The organism is Mesorhizobium sp. M6A.T.Ce.TU.002.03.1.1 (genome assembly GCF_003997275.1).
In the GTDB taxonomy this organism is placed as follows: Bacteria; Pseudomonadota; Alphaproteobacteria; order Rhizobiales; family Rhizobiaceae; genus Mesorhizobium; species Mesorhizobium mediterraneum.
Genome location: NZ_RZTI01000072.1, coordinates 15,074 through 30,704, shown reverse-complemented (window position 1 = coordinate 30,704; position 15,631 = coordinate 15,074). Strand labels below are relative to the sequence as shown.

The window sequence follows — 15,631 nt, the reverse complement described above, 5'->3', positions numbered from 1 at the left end:
GCGCTGGACGCTGGCCAAGACGCAGGAAGGCGAGGCGCGCTCGGCGCTGGCGATCGCCACGGCGCTGGTCGGCGACCGCGCCGCCGCCCAGATGGCTGCCGCCAGGGAGCAAGGGATCGGCGCGCACCGGTTGCCGGACCTGCGCGATGCGGAAGCCGCGGCCGCTGCCGCCTTCCAGCGCCTGTCGATCGCCAAGACGCAGATCGAGGAGGAAGCGGGCCGCATCCGCGCCCGCCAAGTGGAACTCGACCGCCGCCTCCAGCAGCTCGACGGCGACATCACCCGCGAGGAGCGGATGGTCCGCGACAATGCGGATATCCTCGAACGCCTCGCCACCGAAGAAGCTACGCTCAATGCCGAGAACGCCGGCGCTGCCGAGCGCGAGACCAGCACCCGCGCTGCGGTCGAACAGGCGGCGTCGACGCTTGCCGCGAGCGAAGCCAAACTCGCCGGGCTGACGGCCGAACGGGCGGAGGCCGCCGCCTCCCGCAACCAGATCGAGCGAACGCTGCGCGATACCGCTGAGCGCCGCGACCGTTTCGCCCGCCAGCTCGCCGATGTCGACCGGGAATTGTCCGACATCGCCTCCAGGGTCGCCGGCCTGCCGGATCCCGCCGAAAAGCAGCTTCTGGTCGAACAGGCGCTGGCGCTGCTGGAGGAGACCGAAGCCGCGGCGATTGCCGCCGAACAGGCTGTCGCCGAGGCGCGTACGGCGGAAAGCGCCGCCCGCCCGCCGGTTCAGGATGCAAAGGCCGAGCTGGCGCGGATCGAAACCGAGGCCCGCACGCTGACCAAGATCCTGAATGCCGCCAGCGGCGACCTCTTCCCCTCCGTCCTGGAGCAGATCAGCGTCGAACGCGGCTACGAGACGGCGCTGGGAGCGGCCCTTGGCGAGGATCTCGACGTGCCGCTCGATCGCAGCGCGCCGGTGCATTGGGGCCAAAGCGAGATCCAGCCCGGCGACGCCGCTGTGCCCGAAGGCATCAAGAGCCTTGCCAGTGTGGTGCGCGCGCCGGCGCAACTGGCTCGCCGATTGGCGCAGATCGGCATCGTCGAGGCCGGCGACGGAAAGCGGCTACAGGCGCTGCTCGCCCCCGGGCAGCGGCTGGTAAGCCGCGAAGGAGCGCTCTGGCGTTGGGATGGGTTCACCGCCAGCGCCGACGCGCCGACCGCTGCCGCGCAGCGGCTGGCGCAGAAAAACCGGCTGGCTGAGCTCGACGCTGAGGCGGTCCACGCAACGCGCATCCTGCGCCAAGCCGAAGAGGCTCTTGCCTATGCCGAGCAGGCGCTTGCCCAGGCGAGTGAGGCCGAGCGCTACGCCCGTCAAGCCGGGCGTGATGCCCAGCATGGGCTGGACGCCGCCCGCAACGCGCTGGCCGAGGCCGAGAAGGCCGGCGGCGAGCTGTCGAGCCGACGCGCAGCACTTGACGAGGCGCGCGCGCGCATCGTCGACAGCCATGAGGAGACGGCGGCGGCTTTCGTCGAGGCGGAGATGCTGCTGCAAAGCGCCCCCGATCTCGGTGATCTCCAGTTGCAGCTCGAACAGTCGGCCGCCAACGTTGCTCGCGACCGCGCCACCCTTGCCGATGCACGCGCCGTCCATGAAGGCTTGAGGCGGGAAGCCGAAGCGCGAACGCGCCGCCTCGACGCCATCGGCGCGGAACGCCGCAACTGGCTGGCGCGCGCTGAAAACGCCTCGACGCAGATTGCGGCACTCGGCGAACGCAAGGCCGAGGCCGAGGCCGAGCGCGAAAGGCTGGCCGACGCACCCGATGAGATTGACGCCAAGCGGCGCGCTTTGCTGTCGCAGCTTGCCGAAGCCGAAAGCCTGCGCCAGGCAGCAGGCGATCGTTTGCAGGAGGCGGAGAACCGGCAGTCCGAACTGGACAAGGCCGCGACATCAGCAATCCAGTCGTTGGCCGAGGCGCGCGAAACGCGCGTCCGCGCCGAAGAGCGGTTGACCGCAGCCGACGAAAGACGGCTCGAGGTCGAGGCCCGCATCCAGGAGACGCTGAACACGCCGCCGCATCTGGTCATCCGCCACACCGGCCTGGAGGCCGACAGCCCGATGCCGGAGATGACCGAGATCGAGCGCCAGCTCGACCGGCTGAAGATCGAGCGCGAACGGCTGGGCGCCGTCAATCTGCGCGCCGAGGAAGAACAGAAGGAACTGTCCGACCGGCTGGAGACCATCGTTTCCGAACGCGAGGACATCATCGAGGCCATTCGCAAGCTGCGGCAGGCGATCCAGAGCCTGAATCGCGAAGGCCGCGAACGGCTGCTGGCTGCCTTCGACGTGGTCAATGGCCATTTCCAGCGGCTGTTTTCGCATCTGTTCGGCGGCGGCACGGCGGAACTGCAACTGATCGAGTCCGACGATCCGCTCGAGGCTGGTCTCGAAATCCTTGCGCGGCCGCCCGGCAAGAAGCCGCAGACGATGACGCTGCTTTCCGGCGGCGAGCAGGCGTTGACGGCGATGTCGCTGATCTTCGCCGTGTTCCTGACCAATCCCGCGCCGATCTGCGTGCTCGACGAGGTCGACGCGCCGCTAGACGATCACAATGTCGAGCGTTTCTGCAATCTGATGGATGAAATGGCAGCCACCACCGAGACGCGCTTCGTCATCATCACGCACAACCCGATCACCATGGCCCGCATGAACCGGCTGTTCGGGGTGACCATGGCCGAGCAGGGCGTGAGCCAGCTCGTGTCGGTCGACCTGCAGGCTGCAGAGGCCCTGCGCGAGGCGAGCTGACGCGTCGACTAGACCGCTTGTCGGTAGCGCTTATAGGGACTCTCGGTTGTAGCACGAACTGAAACGGTCGGTTCCGTTCATTCGGATGTAGCATTTTGATGTTGTGCATGATCCTTTCCGAAATCGATCTCGATTTTGCGATCATGTGCCGGCATATGCGTGGAGAACCTTGTTGCCTATACTTGTCACTGGAGCCGCGGGATTCATTGGCAGCCATGTTTGCCACTACCTCCTGAACAGGGGGGAAGCAGTCGTCGGCGTCGACAACATGAACGACTACTACGACCTGGCGCTGAAAAAAGGACGGCTCGCCCGCCTTCAGCCTGACAAGAATTTTTCATTTCATCAGATCGAGATCGCCGAACAGGGCGCGCTCGCTACCGCTTTGGCCGGGCAAGGCATAACCAGGATTGTCCATCTCGCTGCTCAGGCGGGTGTGCGCCATTCGCTCGACAATCCGCGCCTCTATGTCCGTTCCAATGTCGTCGGCCATCTCGAAGTGCTTGAATTCTGTCGCGCGCAGCCCGCATTCGAGCATCTGGTCTATGCCTCGTCGAGCTCGGTCTATGGGGGCAACCGCAAGGTGCCGTTCAGCGAGACCGATCAGGTCGATAGGCCCGTCTCGCTCTATGCCGCCACCAAGAAGTCAGATGAATTGATGAGCCATACCTACGCCCATCTCTTCGGGGTGCCGCAGACCGGCTTGCGGTTTTTCACCGTCTACGGTCCCTGGGGCCGGCCCGATATGGCCTATTGGATATTCACCAAGGCGATGCTCGAGGGCAAGCCGATCCGGGTGTTCAACAATGGCGAGATGTGGCGGGATTTCACTTATGTGGACGATGTGGTGAGGGCGGTCGTTGCCGTGCTCGACCAGCCGCCCGTGGCCGAGGTTCCGCCGAGCAGGGTTTACAATGTCGGCAACAACCGGCCGGTGCGGCTGGGCGATTTCATCGACACTCTGGAAAAACTGCTCGGTGTGAAGGCGATCCGCCACAGCGAGCCGATGCAAAGCAGCGACGTCGAGCGGACCTATGCTGACATGACCGCCATGGAGCGCGATTTCGGCTTTAAGCCGAGCGTTTCAATCGAAGACGGGCTGAAGAAATTTGTCGACTGGTACCGGTCGGAATGGACTGCGGGATCAACGACAAGATGATGGCGGCCTGAGTATCGTCATCGCCGCGTTCTCCGCGCGTCAGCATATACCGAAGAACTTGCCGGTGATACGCGCCACGTCCCACCGAGGCTCCGTCGTCTGCATTGTGACGTGGCCGGTTTGTTGCCTTGAGCCTCGCGCCATAACCAGCCCAGCTCGATCATCGCCTCAGCCCGGCCATGAAGGTCTTTACTCGGGCGGGATCGACCTGGTTCCACCAGACGCCGTCATGCTTCAGCGCGCTGGCGATGATGACGCCATCGACGATGCCAAGAATATCGTTTGCATTGTCGGGCGTCACGCCGCTGCCAACCAGTGTGGGTAGGCCGGCAGCCTCTTTGATCATGCGGATGTAGCTCAGATCGGCGGCGTGCCCAGTGCGCTGACCGGTCGCTATGATGGCATCGGCATCGAAGAAGACCAGATCCTTGACCAGTTCCTCCACCGGGCGGTCGGCAACGATCGCGTGCGCGCCATGCTTGACATGAGCATCGGCGAAAATGCGGATGCCGTTGGCGCGCAGCTTGGCGCGGTAGCGTGCTGCGCGACCCGATTCCCCCTCGACAAAACCCTCGTTGGCGACATAGGCATTCGCCCATTGATTGACGCGGATGAAGCCCGCGCCAGCGGCACTGGCGATGGCAAGGGCCGGGATCGCGGCGTTAGCGAGCACATTGATGCCGACCGGCGTGCCGAGTTCGCGGCGAATACGGTCGGAGATAACAGCCATATAGGCCGCTGTCTCCGGCCCAATATCGTCAGGTTTGGCAAAGGGGATGTCGCCATGATTCTCGACGATCACCCCGTCACATCCGCCATCGAGATAGGATCGCGCATCATCGAGGCCCCGCTGATAGATCGCCTCGACCGCCTCGCCGTCATAGCGCGGCGCGCCAGGAAGCGGCGCAAGGTGAACGACGCCGATCACCACCTTGGTGCGGCCGAAAAGTTCTACGAGCGCGTCGCCGCCTGATTGGCCGAGTTGGGTCATGAGAGCTCCGTTTGATCGATGAGCGCCGCCATTTCAGACGCGGAAGGACAGGATATCAGTGTGCCCGGGCGAGTCACTGCAATTGCCGCCGCCGCGAGCGCGAGCTTCAGCGCTGAGATAACCGACATTCCCTTGGCAAGCCCGCCGGCCAGACAGCCGCAGAACACATCGCCGGCACCGCTGGTGTCGAGCGCTTCGACGCGCGGCGCCGGCAAACGATGCGGTCCTGCCTGGTCCGGGCCAAGCACGAGACAACCTTCAGCGCCAAGCGTGACCACAACTGTCCCGGCGCCTTTGGCCGCGAGCGCGTCGGCCGCGGCAGCCATATCAACCTGGCCGGTCAGTGCTTTCGCCTCGGATTGATTCACCACCAACACCTGTGCCAGACCGAAGTCAGGCAGAGCAGCCGCATCGATAGGGCTGGCGTTCAGAACGGTGCGCGCGCCGTTTTCCTGTGCTGCCCGCAGGCAGGCATTTATCGCGTCGCCCCGCAGGTTTCCTTGGCAGACAAGGATGTCGCCAAATGCGATCCGGCGGGCAAGTGCGGTTTGCGCGATCGGATCGAACGCTTGGCTGCAGGCGACGCCGCTGACGATGAAATTCTCGCCGCCAACCTCAATGACGATAGTGGAGCGGTCGCTCGGCAAGTCGAATTCGATCGCCTGGAAATCGGATAGCTCCCTGTCGAGACAGCCCCGGATCCATGCCCCCGCGACGTCCTTGCCAAGCGCCGTCCAAAGCGTCACCTCCGCGCCCGTACGCGCGGCCGCAACCGCCTGGTTTGCGCCCTTGCCGCCGAGGCCGTCGGCGTAGCTGTTGGCGTTTAAAGTCTCGCCGGCGGAAGGGAAGCGGCCGAGCCGAAACGTCGTGTCGACACAGGCATTGCCCACGACGTGGACGTGCATCACTCAGCTCTCACCGGTCGCCCAGCTCAGCATCTGTTCGAATAGGGTTTTGTAGCCTTTCCAGGCGATAAACTCCGGTGGCAGCCAATGCGGCCCGACATCGGATGTCCAGGCCACAGTGCGGCCCTTGCCATAGTGGCAGGTAACGAGCAGCGGCCGCGAACCATAGTCCGACGACACGGTCGCCAGAACTTCCGCCCCGTCCTTCAGCGTCACCTCGTTGAAGCCGAGCAGGATTGGCCAATCCGAACCGAGACCCTTCAGGATGGGATGGCTGGACGAGCTATTTATTACAGGCGCAAAACCTTCCGGCACCTCGACGCGGTCGTCGAACGCGAGGCAGTTCACCGGCAGGACCTCCTCGACCGGCGTCTTGCGGTAACGCGCGCCGCCATTGATGCCTTGGAAGCTATAGTAGCCGCCGAACATCAAAAGCCCGCCGCCATCGCGCACGTAGTCGCGCAGCAGGCGCAAGCGGTTCGGCGTCGGCTTCGAGTGGACCCAGGTGTCGGGATGCAGAAGCAGCGTATTGGCGCCGATGTCGGAGAGCACCACCGCGTCATAGGCCGAAAGCGCCTCCATCGTTTGCGGAAAGCTGCGCTGTGCCTCATGCGCCGGCATGAAGGTCACGTCGAAGTCGGTCGCCTTCAGGGCCGTCAGCAATTCGTCCGCGCCGGTGTGATAGGTGACCGTCGGAAACTGGTCGAAACCCTTGATATGGGTCGCGGTCGACACCCAGGATTCACCGGCAAGCAGGATCTTTTTCTTGGACATTTGAACTCCGTCGTAAGTGTAAGCCGTAAGTCTGCGCTTAATTCTGCCGCGAGAACACGGCCTTCGGATTGGCGATCAGCATGCGGTCGATGGCTGGCTGCTCGACGCCATGCCGTTTCAGGCGCGGTATGAAATGCTTCAGGATATAGCCGTAGCCGAAACCGCCGAAGCGGGTCAGCATGATCTTGAGGAACACATCCTGCGACAGTAGCAGGCGGTCGCCGAAGCCGGCCTCGATAAGTGCCGCAATTGCCCGCGCGTTCTCTTCGTCTGAGGGCGATTGCGCGTCCTGATCGGCATAATAATAGTCCATGCCGATCATATCGTACTCAAGGAACGCGCCGCGCCGGGCGAGGCTTGTCTGGTAGTCGAGATCGTTGTGGCTCGGATTCATATGGCACAGCACGGTGTGGCGGAGATCGGCGCCCTCGGCCTCGACGACATCGAGGACCTCGTGCGCTAGCCGCTCCCAGCCAGGCAGATGGATCGACAGCGGCACGCCAGTGATGCGCGAGGCTCTTGCGGAAGCTCTCAGCGACTTTCGCTCTTCGGCGGTAAAATCCTTGCTGACGCCGACCTCGCCGATCAGGCCGGCCCGGATCGGCGGCTGCGTCTCGCCGCCGCCGACGTCGTCGACGATGAACTCGGTCACTGCGTCGACGTCCATGGCCTTCAGCCATTCGGGATGGGTGTGCTCGAGATAGAAGCCGGTGCCCATGACGATCTTCAGTCCGGACATGCGGCTGATGCGGGCGAGCTTTTCCGGCTCGCGGCCGATGCCGATATTGGTCGCGTCGACGACGGTGTGCCCGCCGAGCGCACGATAGCGCTGCAGCTCCGATAGCGCGAGATCACTGTCGTCGAGCGAAACATTGTCGCGGTTGACGTAAGGGTTCATGCGCAATTCGCCGATGATCTCGATGTTAACCGGCTGCTCGGCGAGCGCCAGGACGTCGGGACGACAGGGACATTTCCAGGTGCGCGCGCCGTCGAGCAATATGTGCTCGTGCATCAGCGTAATGCCCATTTCTTCGACCGGAACGGGGCCGAGCACGGTCATCACATGGCCGGTTTCGACCCCGATCGCCAGCCGCTGCCTGGGAGCCTCGTCATCGAAGAGATCAGTCATAGGCTCAGCGGCTCCGCACGCCGCCGCGGAACAGGCGGAAGTTCAGCCAGATGGCGATCAGGATGATCGTTCCGGTCACGATCGGCGTCAGGAAGGGCGACAGATGCGCCAGGATCAGGCCGTTGCCGATGACGGCCACGGTAAGCGCGCCGAGCACCGTGCCGACGATCGTTCCGCGGCCGCCGAACAGGCTGGTGCCGCCAAGCACGACGGCAGCGATCACTTCGAGCTCAAAGCCTTGCCCGGCATTCGAGGACCCGGATCCGAGCCGGGCAGCAATGATGATCCCCGCGAGTGCTGCCGCGGAGGCGGAAATCACGTAAACGAAAAGCGTCGTCAGCCGCGTGTTCACGCCGGCGCGCCTAACCGCTTCGGCGTTGGCGCCGATGCCGGTCACGTAGCGGCCGAACGGCGTCTCGTTGAAGGCGATATAGGCGATCGCGAGGATCGCCAGCGCGATCAGCGCTGGCGCCGGCACGCCAAGGAGCCAGGCGCGGCCCAGGACCGTGAAAGGGCTTCCGGGCTCGATAGGGATGGAGTAGCCGCCGGTGATCAGCAGCGCCACGCCACGGATCACCGAAAGCCCGGCAAGCGTGACGATGAAGGCCGGGATGCCCTCATAAGCGACGAAATAGCCTTGTATCGCGCCAAGCAAGGCGCCCAGCGCAAGCATGGCGAGGATGACCGCCGGCCATGGCAAGCCCAGCTGCAGCAGTGTTGCCGACAGCGTTGCCACCAGTGCCAGCACGGAGCCGACCGAAAGGTCGATGCCACCAGTGGTGATGACGAAGGTCATCGCCGCGGCGACGATCAGCAGCGGTGCCGATTGACGCAGGATGTTCAGCAGATTGGGCGATGTCAAAAAGGCGTCCGTCGCCACCGAGAAGATGACGCAGACGACCAGGAAGAACAGCGCAATCGACACGACACTGCCATTGGCGAGCACCGCATCTCGCCATGTGCCTTCGCGGACCCTTCGAGACTGAGCGGAGTGGGTCGAAGTCACGTCGCTCATGCTGATGCTCCATCGCGATGGGCGTTGGTGGCCGAACGAGCGTTGAACTTGCGGCCCACGATCAGGTTGACGACATCCTCGATATTGGTTTCGCCGATCAGCCGCTCGGCGACGTTGCGTCCTTCGTACATGACCTGAATGCGGTCGCATACGAGGAACAGATCCTGGAGGCGGTGGGTGATCAGAATGACGCTGACGCCGCGGGCGCTCACGGTGCGGATCAGGTCCAGCACAGCTTCGACCTCGGCGACGGCAAGCGCTGCCGTCGGCTCATCCATAATCAGCACGGACGGTTCGAACGAGGCGGCGCGACCGATCGCGATCGACTGTCGCTGTCCGCCGGACAGGTTTTCGACCTTGAGCCGCGTGTCGGCGATAACGATGCCGAGTCGGTCGAGCATCTGGCGCGTTTGCTCGTGCATGCGCTTCTTGTCGAGAAAGGAAATGCCGGCGATGCGGCGGCGCGGCTCGCGGCCGAGAAAGAGATTGCCGGCGACATCGACCGTGTCGCAGAGCGACAGATCCTGATAGACCATCTCGACGCGCGCTGCACGCGAGTCCGCCGGCGAGTTGAAGGTCACCGGCATGCCATCGATCTCGATCGTGCCGGCATCGGGAACCACCGCCCCCGACAGCACCTTGCTCAACGTTGACTTCCCCGCGCCATTGTCGCCGACCAGCCCCAGGACTTCGCCCGGCCTCAGCACCAGCGACACGTCATCGAGCGTCTGGATGGCGTTGTAGCGCTTTGAGATACCGCTCATCCGCACCCGATAGGTCTCGCCACTGCTCATCTTGGATCCACCGGATTTGCAAAGCGTCCGCGGCGTAGCCTCAAGCGGCGCCGCGGACCGGTCATCGATGCAGTTTACTGGAACATCGCGCGGTATTGCTCGACATTGTCCTTGGTCACGATCGTCACCGGAATATTGATGATCGGCTCGACCGTTTCGCCCTTCTTGAGCTTGGTCAATGCTTCGACAGCGGCCTTGCCTTCACCGGCTGGATCCTGCTGGACGACCGCCGCCACCCAACCATCGTCAATGCCCTGAATGACCTGCTTGGTCAGGTCCCAGCCGAACACCTTGACGTCGCCGGTGCGGCCTTGGCTGGTTACGGCCGAAACAGCGCCGAGCAACGCCGGCTCGCCGGTCGCATATAACGTCGTCATGTCCGGATTGGCGGTCATCAAATTCTCCGAAGCGCTCATCGCGGTCTCCTGAACGTTCTGGCCGTCGACCGTGTCGAGGAACGTGATCGCCAAGCCGCTGTCAGTGACCGCCTTCTTGAAACCGTCGAGCCGCTGGTTCTGGATGAACGAATTGAGCGCGCCGACAATACCGATCTTGGCAGTGCCGCCCATCTCGGACTTCACATAGTCAGCGTAGAATTTGCCGATATCCTCGCCGGCCTTGGCGTTGTCGACACCGATGAACGCAACGTTGTCACCGTCGGGGATCTGCGCATCGATGGCGATCACGGGAATACCGGCCGCCTTCGCGGCGGTGATTGCAGGCTTGACGCCGTTTACGTCGATGGCGACCAAAATGATGCCGTCGACTTTCTGTGTGATGTAGTTCTCGATCGCGTCATTTTGCGCGCTCGGCACGTTGTTGGCATTGAAGATGACCAGCTTGGCGCCGGCGGCGTCGGCCGCTTTCTGCGCGCCCTCGTTGATCTGGTTGAAGAAGAGGGCCTGCTGGTTGATGTTGACGAGAGCGAACGTATCGGCGAACGCCGATCCCATTGCCGTCGAGCAAATGGCGATGACGGCGGCGCAACGGACGAGAAGTTTGAACGGACGCATTTACGGTTCCCCTTGCTTGCGGGCCAAACCTGTTCGGCTGGTCCCATTGGTGCTACAGGCACGAGACAAACATTCAAGAGACTTGAATGTTTGTCAACTCCTTTGAACTCGTGCGCAGGTCAGAAGGTCGCCGGCGTGTTGACCCAGAAAATGCTGGCTCTCTCCTTGCCGATGTTGCGGTAATGGTGCGGCAACTCCGACCTGAACACGAATGCATCGCCAGTGGCGAGATCATGGCTCTTGCCATCGACGATCAGCTTGATCCGGCCGGCGAGCACATAGCCGACTTCCTCGCCGACATGCTGGATGGGACCTTCGCTCTCGCCGTCTGCCTCGATATGATGGATATTGCACTGCAGCAGGTGACCGGGCGAATACGGAATAATGCGTTCGAGCGAGATACCCTCGCCGCGCCTTAGCGCGTCGAGCGAGATCAATGGCCGCGCGCCTGCGCGAAACACGATCGCCTCGTCGTCGTCGACCTGTTCGAACATCCAGCCGATATTGGTCTCGAGAACTTCGACCAGGCGGTGAAGCATAGGCAGGGATGGCGAAGCCTTGCCGTTCTCGATCTTGGACAAAAGGCTTTCAGAGCAGTTGGCAGCTGTCGCCAGCGTCTTCAGCGTCATGCCACGTGTCTGGCGGGCGAGGCGCAACCGCGTTCCAAGCCGCGCAGCATTTACGGTGGCGTCCATTTCGGACTCTGGCCGTCGCCGATCGATTTTGTTCATCCGTTCGCCAACCATTCAACAGTCATTGGACAACTGTCGCGCGAGCAAAAGACAGCGGCGACCGATTTGCAAGTGGTGATCTGTCAATTTCGACGCTGCAGTGCCGCGACCAGGTTTTGATAACACGGATAAAGCAACTCAGCGTCAAAAACACTCGCCAACGGGCGAACGGACGGTGATGCGCGAGGCGCCACAGCGATATCGGCCGTGCCTCGACAAACCAGCGCTGACTGGAACAAAAAGCTTTCCTGCGTTGTTCTCCAACCGTCCTGACGTTCGATGAGGCTGGTTCATACGCCGGCCAAGGACAATCCTCGCGGCAGGCACGCGAAGAAGGGATGGCGAGGCAAATGGATCCCGACGATCTCAACACAAAACGGATCGTCACCGTGTTCGGCGGAACAGGCTTTCTCGGGCGAAGGATCGTGAAGCGGCTCCTGGAAAGGGGTTTTACGGTCCGCGCCGCATCCCGCCAGCCGGCTCGCGTAAGCCAAGTTTTTTCCTCGACTGCAATGATGCCCGAAGCCGTCGAGGCGGATGTATTGGATGCGTCCTCGATCGGCTCGGCCATTGCCGGATCACAGGCCATTGTGAATGCTGTCAGTCTTTATGTCGAACAGGGCGCCCAGACGTTTGAACGGGTGCATGTGGAAGCCGCCGCTGATCTCGCCGCCGCGTCGCGCGATGGCGAGGTCGACCAGTTCGTCCAGATTTCGGGGATTGGCTCCGATCCTCAATCGGATTCGAATTATATTCGGGCACGTGGGCAGGGAGAAATTGCCGTGGCGAGCGCATTTCCCGGCGCTTTCATTGTGCGTCCCGCCGTCATGACCGGACCTGACGACGTTTTCCTCACGACGATTGTGAGGCTGATACGCCTCCTGCCGGTCTATCCGCTGTTCGGCGACGGCGGCACACGGCTTCAGCCGGTCTATGTGGCAGACGTCGCGGAAGCAGTGAGCCGGCTGATCGACGGGCGAAACCACAAGGGTTCATTCATATTCGAATTCGGTGGCCCGCGCATCTACACCTATACGGAGCTGCTGCGGGAGGTCGCCCGGCAACTCGACACCCACATCAGGCTGATGCCGGTCCCCTTTGCGGCGTGGGACGCCTTGGCTGGCCTCGCGGAACTCCTTCCGGCCGCGCCCATAACGCGCAACCAGGTCGATCTTATGCGGCACGACAATGTGGCAGCAATTGGCGCGCCGGGCCTGAAGGAACTCGACATCGAGCCGCGGGACATCGACGAGGTGATCCGCTTGATCGAACGGCGCGCGTGATGCCGGCGCGCGCTCGTCTCCTGCTCTACGACCCTGACGGGAACCTATCGCGATGCGGCGGGTTGGTCGAGCTTGAGCCAATGAAGAAGGAAAAGAGCTATGGCCAGATGCGACCAGTGCGGGAATGACTATGACAAGGCTTTCGAAGTGAAGCTAGCGGAGGAAACCTATACGTTCGACAGCTTCGAATGCGCGATCCAGAAACTCGCTCCGATGTGCCCGCATTGCGGATGCCGGATCATCGGACATGGCGTCGAACAAGATGACATCATCTACTGTTGCGCCCATTGCGCCGCGGAGGAAGGTGCGAGCGCGCTGACCGATCGCGCACCATGATGCAACGCAACCGGGATCATGGCCCCCAAGAGCCAGGACTCGGCACGGGCTTATCGGCAAGCATGGAAGTTCAGCATTCAGAAGCGTGCTAGCAAAGCCGTGATCAGCGAAAGCAACTAAAGGGCGGATTGGCCGTTCTGATCAGCCGTATTAGCGGCGGGGCATCCGAAGACATGACTACGCCGCAAATTCTGTCGTTCGCCGTTACCTTCGTGATGATGGCAGCGTTCGTTTGGGGTCGATATCGATATGATCTGGTCGCAGCCGCGGCACTGTTGCTTGCACTCGCGGTTGGCATTGTGCCTTTTGACGAAGCCTTCAGCGGGTTCAGCGACGATATCGTGATCATTGTCGGCAGTGCCCTGTTGGTGAGCGCGGGCATAGCACGCTCGGGCATCATGGAAGTCGCCATCAAGCGCTTTGCTCCGAATTTATCGGGCGTTCGGTCGCAACTGGCGCTGTTGGTGATCGTGGTCACGATCCTGTCTGCCTTTGTTAAGAATATCGGTGCGCTCGCTATCATGATTCCGATCGCATTCCAGTTCGCGCGCCGGTCGAGTATTTCACCCTCGATATTCCTGATGCCTATGGCGTTCGGGTCACTGCTCGGCGGACTCATGACGCAGGTGGGGACATCTCCCAATATCGTTGTGTCCCGTGTGCGGGAGGAACTGACCGGAACCGCCTTCACGATGTTCGACTTCACACCTGTTGGAGCTGCCCTGGCCGCCGCCGGAACGATCTTCCTGCTGTTTTTCTATTGGCTGTTACCGGTGCGCGAAAAGCTCGGCGGGTCGCTGAATGAAGCCATCGACATCAAGAATTACCTGACAGAGGCTCGAATTGTCAGCGATTCCACGGTGCTCGGGAAAACCGTCGCAGACCTCATGAAGCTTTCCGGCGGCGATGCTATCGTGACGTCGATTCTGCGCAATCGGACTATGCGGATGACGCCGCTGCCCGATGCTGTCCTCAAGGTGAACGACATTCTGCTGCTCGAAGGCGACCCAGAGGCGCTGGATCGCCTTGTCTCCCAGGGCAAGCTCAGCGTCACGGGCAATAGGGTCGGCGGTGGCGACACCACCAGCGAGATGGTAGCCATCGAAGCCGTAATCGGTGAAAGCTCCTCCTTGATCGGCTGGACAGCCCAGCGCCTTGCCCTTTACGACCGGTTCAACGTCAACCTCCTGGCCGTCAGCCGTCGCGGCGAGCGCCTCGACCGCAGGCTGGCCGAAATCGAGCTAAGGCTCGGCGACGTCGTCGTGCTGCAGGGCAATGCAGCGACGATACCCGAGATACTGCGTGAACTCGGCTGCCTGCCGCTGGCAGAAAGGGCTATCCTGCTTGGTAGTGTCCGCAAGGGGATCGTGCCGGTAATGATCCTTGCTCTCGCCATTGTGGCGACAGCGTTTGGGCTGCTCCCGGTCTCCGTCGCTTTCTTTGCCGCCGCGGTCGGGATGGTGCTTTTCAAGGTCATCCCGGTCCGGGAGGTCTACCAATCGCTGGATGGCCCAATCCTCCTCATGCTCGCCGTTCTCATTCCTGTGAGCGATTCGCTACGCAGCACAGGGGGGACGGGAGTAATTGCCGGCGAGCTTGCCAAATTGGGAACCATTCTTCCGGCGCCCGGCGCATTGATGCTCATCCTTGTCGCCGCCATGGCCGTTACGCCATTCCTCAACAATGCCGCCACCGTTCTTGTCATGGCGCCCATCGCCGCCGCATTTGCCGGCGATCTCGGCTACAGGCCGGAAGCATTTCTAATGGCAGTCGCCATTGGCGCCGGCTGCGATTTTCTCACCCCGATAGGCCACCAGTGCAACACGCTCGTCATGGGGCCGGGCGGCTACCGTTTCAGCGATTATCCACGCCTGGGGCTGCCGCTATCGTTCCTCGTCGTCATTGTTGCTGTGCCGATGCTAATGATCGTATGGCCAATGAACTGATATGCGATACAGGGACCTTTCGCCGGCCGACGAAAACAACCCTCGCTGCCGAATCGAGAAGGCTGGCACATCAGCATAGCGAACATGGACCTCGCGCGCCGGCGACGGATTGTTAACCACACCGGAAGCACAACACTATCGGAGGTGATGCGTCAGCCAATCAAATGGCGTGATGATAGAGGGTAGTCACCCGAGCGCAAGCGGTTACAATTAGCGATCAGATCAGTTATCAACCGAACGCAGGCGCTAGTGACCAATCGATTGAAAAAATTTCTGGCCCTGACGGCCGCACAACGCAGGACGGTGATCGCTGCAATGTTGCTGTTACCATTCACTGCAATGGTTTTGCAGATGTTTGGTTTCCGACGTGCAAGAATTATACTGATCTGGATTTGCGATCTTCGAAGCGTGAGGGGGGGTGCAACCCTATCACTCACGCCTCGTAAATCACCGCCGCCTCCAAACGTTCCGGTTGCGGTTTGCAACCCCGACCGGCTTCACTCAATGGATGGGGAGACCGATTTTTATGGACAGGCACAAGAGACCGCTCGTCTGGTATCCATTGCCGCGTATCGTGGTTCATACTCCGGCAACTGCCTGAAGCGTTCCATGACGCTTTGGTTTTTGCTGCGCCGGCAAGGCATCGAAGGAGAACTGCGCATCGGCACGCGGAAGGCTGGTGGCAAATTTGAAGCCCATGCTTGGGTCGAATACCGGGGCAAGGTTCTTAACGACACGGTCGATATTGGCGAGCGCTTTGCCGCATTCAAGCGCAATTTTGGTTGATGCCATGGGGATGA

At 62.0% G+C, this 15,631-nt stretch carries 14 protein-coding genes; 6 read left to right on the top strand and 8 right to left on the bottom strand.

Going from position 1 to position 15,631, the window contains the following annotated elements; genetic code table 11:
- Both EOC93_RS20555 and EOC93_RS20550 read left to right on the top strand, forming a co-directional pair.
- The coding region (locus tag EOC93_RS20555) for a chromosome segregation SMC family protein (RefSeq protein WP_164759213.1) at positions 1-2,755 on the top strand (2,755 nt) is incomplete at its 5' end.
- A gap of 172 nt (positions 2,756-2,927) precedes the next feature.
- Entirely contained in the window at positions 2,928-3,914 is a 987-nt protein-coding gene (locus EOC93_RS20550; protein WP_206532254.1) for an NAD-dependent epimerase/dehydratase family protein, read from the top strand.
- A gap of 160 nt (positions 3,915-4,074) precedes the next feature.
- On the opposite strand, the gene EOC93_RS20545 is transcribed toward EOC93_RS20550, so the two are convergent.
- The 8 genes from EOC93_RS20545 to EOC93_RS20510 form a co-directional block, all read right to left on the bottom strand.
- A complete protein-coding gene (locus EOC93_RS20545; protein WP_127205523.1) occupies positions 4,075-4,905 on the bottom strand; it encodes a BtpA/SgcQ family protein in 831 nt (276 codons plus the stop codon).
- The gene (locus EOC93_RS20540; RefSeq protein WP_127205522.1) at positions 4,902-5,810 is read right to left on the bottom strand and encodes a ribokinase; all 909 of its coding nucleotides are present in this window, start codon (positions 5,808-5,810) and stop codon (positions 4,902-4,904) included. Before EOC93_RS20540 ends, EOC93_RS20545 begins: the two co-directional genes overlap by 4 nt.
- A 3-nt stretch (positions 5,811-5,813) precedes the next feature.
- Complete coding sequence (locus EOC93_RS20535) at positions 5,814-6,584, bottom strand: glutamine amidotransferase (protein ID WP_127205521.1); 771 nt, start codon at positions 6,582-6,584, stop codon at positions 5,814-5,816.
- A gap of 37 nt (positions 6,585-6,621) precedes the next feature.
- The gene (locus EOC93_RS20530; RefSeq protein ID WP_127205520.1) at positions 6,622-7,713 is read right to left on the bottom strand and encodes a phosphotriesterase; all 1,092 of its coding nucleotides are present in this window, start codon (positions 7,711-7,713) and stop codon (positions 6,622-6,624) included.
- Between the two features lie 4 nt (positions 7,714-7,717).
- Positions 7,718-8,728 carry an ABC transporter permease gene (locus EOC93_RS20525; protein ID WP_127205519.1) on the bottom strand — a complete coding sequence of 337 codons (1,011 nt, stop codon included), beginning with the start codon at positions 8,726-8,728 and terminating at the stop codon, positions 7,718-7,720.
- Positions 8,725-9,522: an ATP-binding cassette domain-containing protein gene (locus EOC93_RS20520; protein WP_127205518.1), complete on the bottom strand. Its 798-nt coding sequence runs from the start codon at positions 9,520-9,522 to the stop codon at positions 8,725-8,727. Before EOC93_RS20520 ends, EOC93_RS20525 begins: the two co-directional genes overlap by 4 nt.
- Positions 9,523-9,596: 74 nt before the next feature.
- Positions 9,597-10,535 (bottom strand): substrate-binding domain-containing protein, encoded by a 939-nt coding sequence (locus EOC93_RS20515; protein ID WP_127205517.1) that lies wholly within the window; start codon positions 10,533-10,535, stop codon positions 9,597-9,599.
- A gap of 119 nt (positions 10,536-10,654) precedes the next feature.
- Complete coding sequence (locus EOC93_RS20510; protein ID WP_127205516.1) at positions 10,655-11,266, bottom strand: cupin domain-containing protein; 612 nt, start codon at positions 11,264-11,266, stop codon at positions 10,655-10,657.
- A 350-nt stretch (positions 11,267-11,616) separates the two neighbouring features.
- On the opposite strand from EOC93_RS20510, the gene EOC93_RS20505 reads away from it, so the two are divergent.
- The 4 genes from EOC93_RS20505 to EOC93_RS20490 all read left to right on the top strand — a co-directional run bounded on the left by EOC93_RS20505 (position 11,617) and on the right by EOC93_RS20490 (position 15,617).
- A complete protein-coding gene (locus EOC93_RS20505) occupies positions 11,617-12,549 on the top strand; it encodes a complex I NDUFA9 subunit family protein (protein WP_245461501.1) in 933 nt (310 codons plus the stop codon).
- A 99-nt stretch (positions 12,550-12,648) separates the two neighbouring features.
- Positions 12,649-12,885: a hypothetical protein gene (locus tag EOC93_RS20500; RefSeq protein WP_127205514.1), complete on the top strand. Its 237-nt coding sequence runs from the start codon at positions 12,649-12,651 to the stop codon at positions 12,883-12,885.
- Between the two features lie 173 nt (positions 12,886-13,058).
- The gene (locus EOC93_RS20495) at positions 13,059-14,831 is read left to right on the top strand and encodes an SLC13 family permease (protein ID WP_127205526.1); all 1,773 of its coding nucleotides are present in this window, start codon (positions 13,059-13,061) and stop codon (positions 14,829-14,831) included.
- A 249-nt stretch (positions 14,832-15,080) separates the two neighbouring features.
- Positions 15,081-15,617, top strand: coding sequence for a lasso peptide biosynthesis B2 protein (locus EOC93_RS20490; RefSeq protein ID WP_206532253.1), 537 nt, complete (start codon positions 15,081-15,083; stop codon positions 15,615-15,617).
- Positions 15,618-15,631: the final 14 nt, after the last annotated feature.

Bases quoted from the DNA above. Each gene is read 5' to 3' on its own strand.
- EOC93_RS20545 (WP_127205523.1), bottom strand. From the start codon at position 4,905: ATGACCCAACTCGGCCAATCAGGCGGCGACGCGCTCGTAGAACTTTTC.
- EOC93_RS20540 (WP_127205522.1), bottom strand. From the start codon at position 5,810: ATGCACGTCCACGTCGTGGGCAATGCCTGTGTCGACACGACGTTTCGG.
- EOC93_RS20535 (WP_127205521.1), bottom strand. From the start codon at position 6,584: ATGTCCAAGAAAAAGATCCTGCTTGCCGGTGAATCCTGGGTGTCGACC.
- EOC93_RS20530 (WP_127205520.1), bottom strand. From the start codon at position 7,713: ATGACTGATCTCTTCGATGACGAGGCTCCCAGGCAGCGGCTGGCGATC.
- EOC93_RS20525 (WP_127205519.1), bottom strand. From the start codon at position 8,728: ATGAGCGACGTGACTTCGACCCACTCCGCTCAGTCTCGAAGGGTCCGC.
- EOC93_RS20520 (WP_127205518.1), bottom strand. From the start codon at position 9,522: ATGAGCAGTGGCGAGACCTATCGGGTGCGGATGAGCGGTATCTCAAAG.
- EOC93_RS20515 (WP_127205517.1), bottom strand. From the start codon at position 10,535: ATGCGTCCGTTCAAACTTCTCGTCCGTTGCGCCGCCGTCATCGCCATT.
- EOC93_RS20510 (WP_127205516.1), bottom strand. From the start codon at position 11,266: ATGAACAAAATCGATCGGCGACGGCCAGAGTCCGAAATGGACGCCACC.
- EOC93_RS20505 (WP_245461501.1), top strand. From the start codon at position 11,617: ATGGATCCCGACGATCTCAACACAAAACGGATCGTCACCGTGTTCGGC.
- EOC93_RS20500 (WP_127205514.1), top strand. From the start codon at position 12,649: ATGGCCAGATGCGACCAGTGCGGGAATGACTATGACAAGGCTTTCGAA.
- EOC93_RS20495 (WP_127205526.1), top strand. From the start codon at position 13,059: ATGACTACGCCGCAAATTCTGTCGTTCGCCGTTACCTTCGTGATGATG.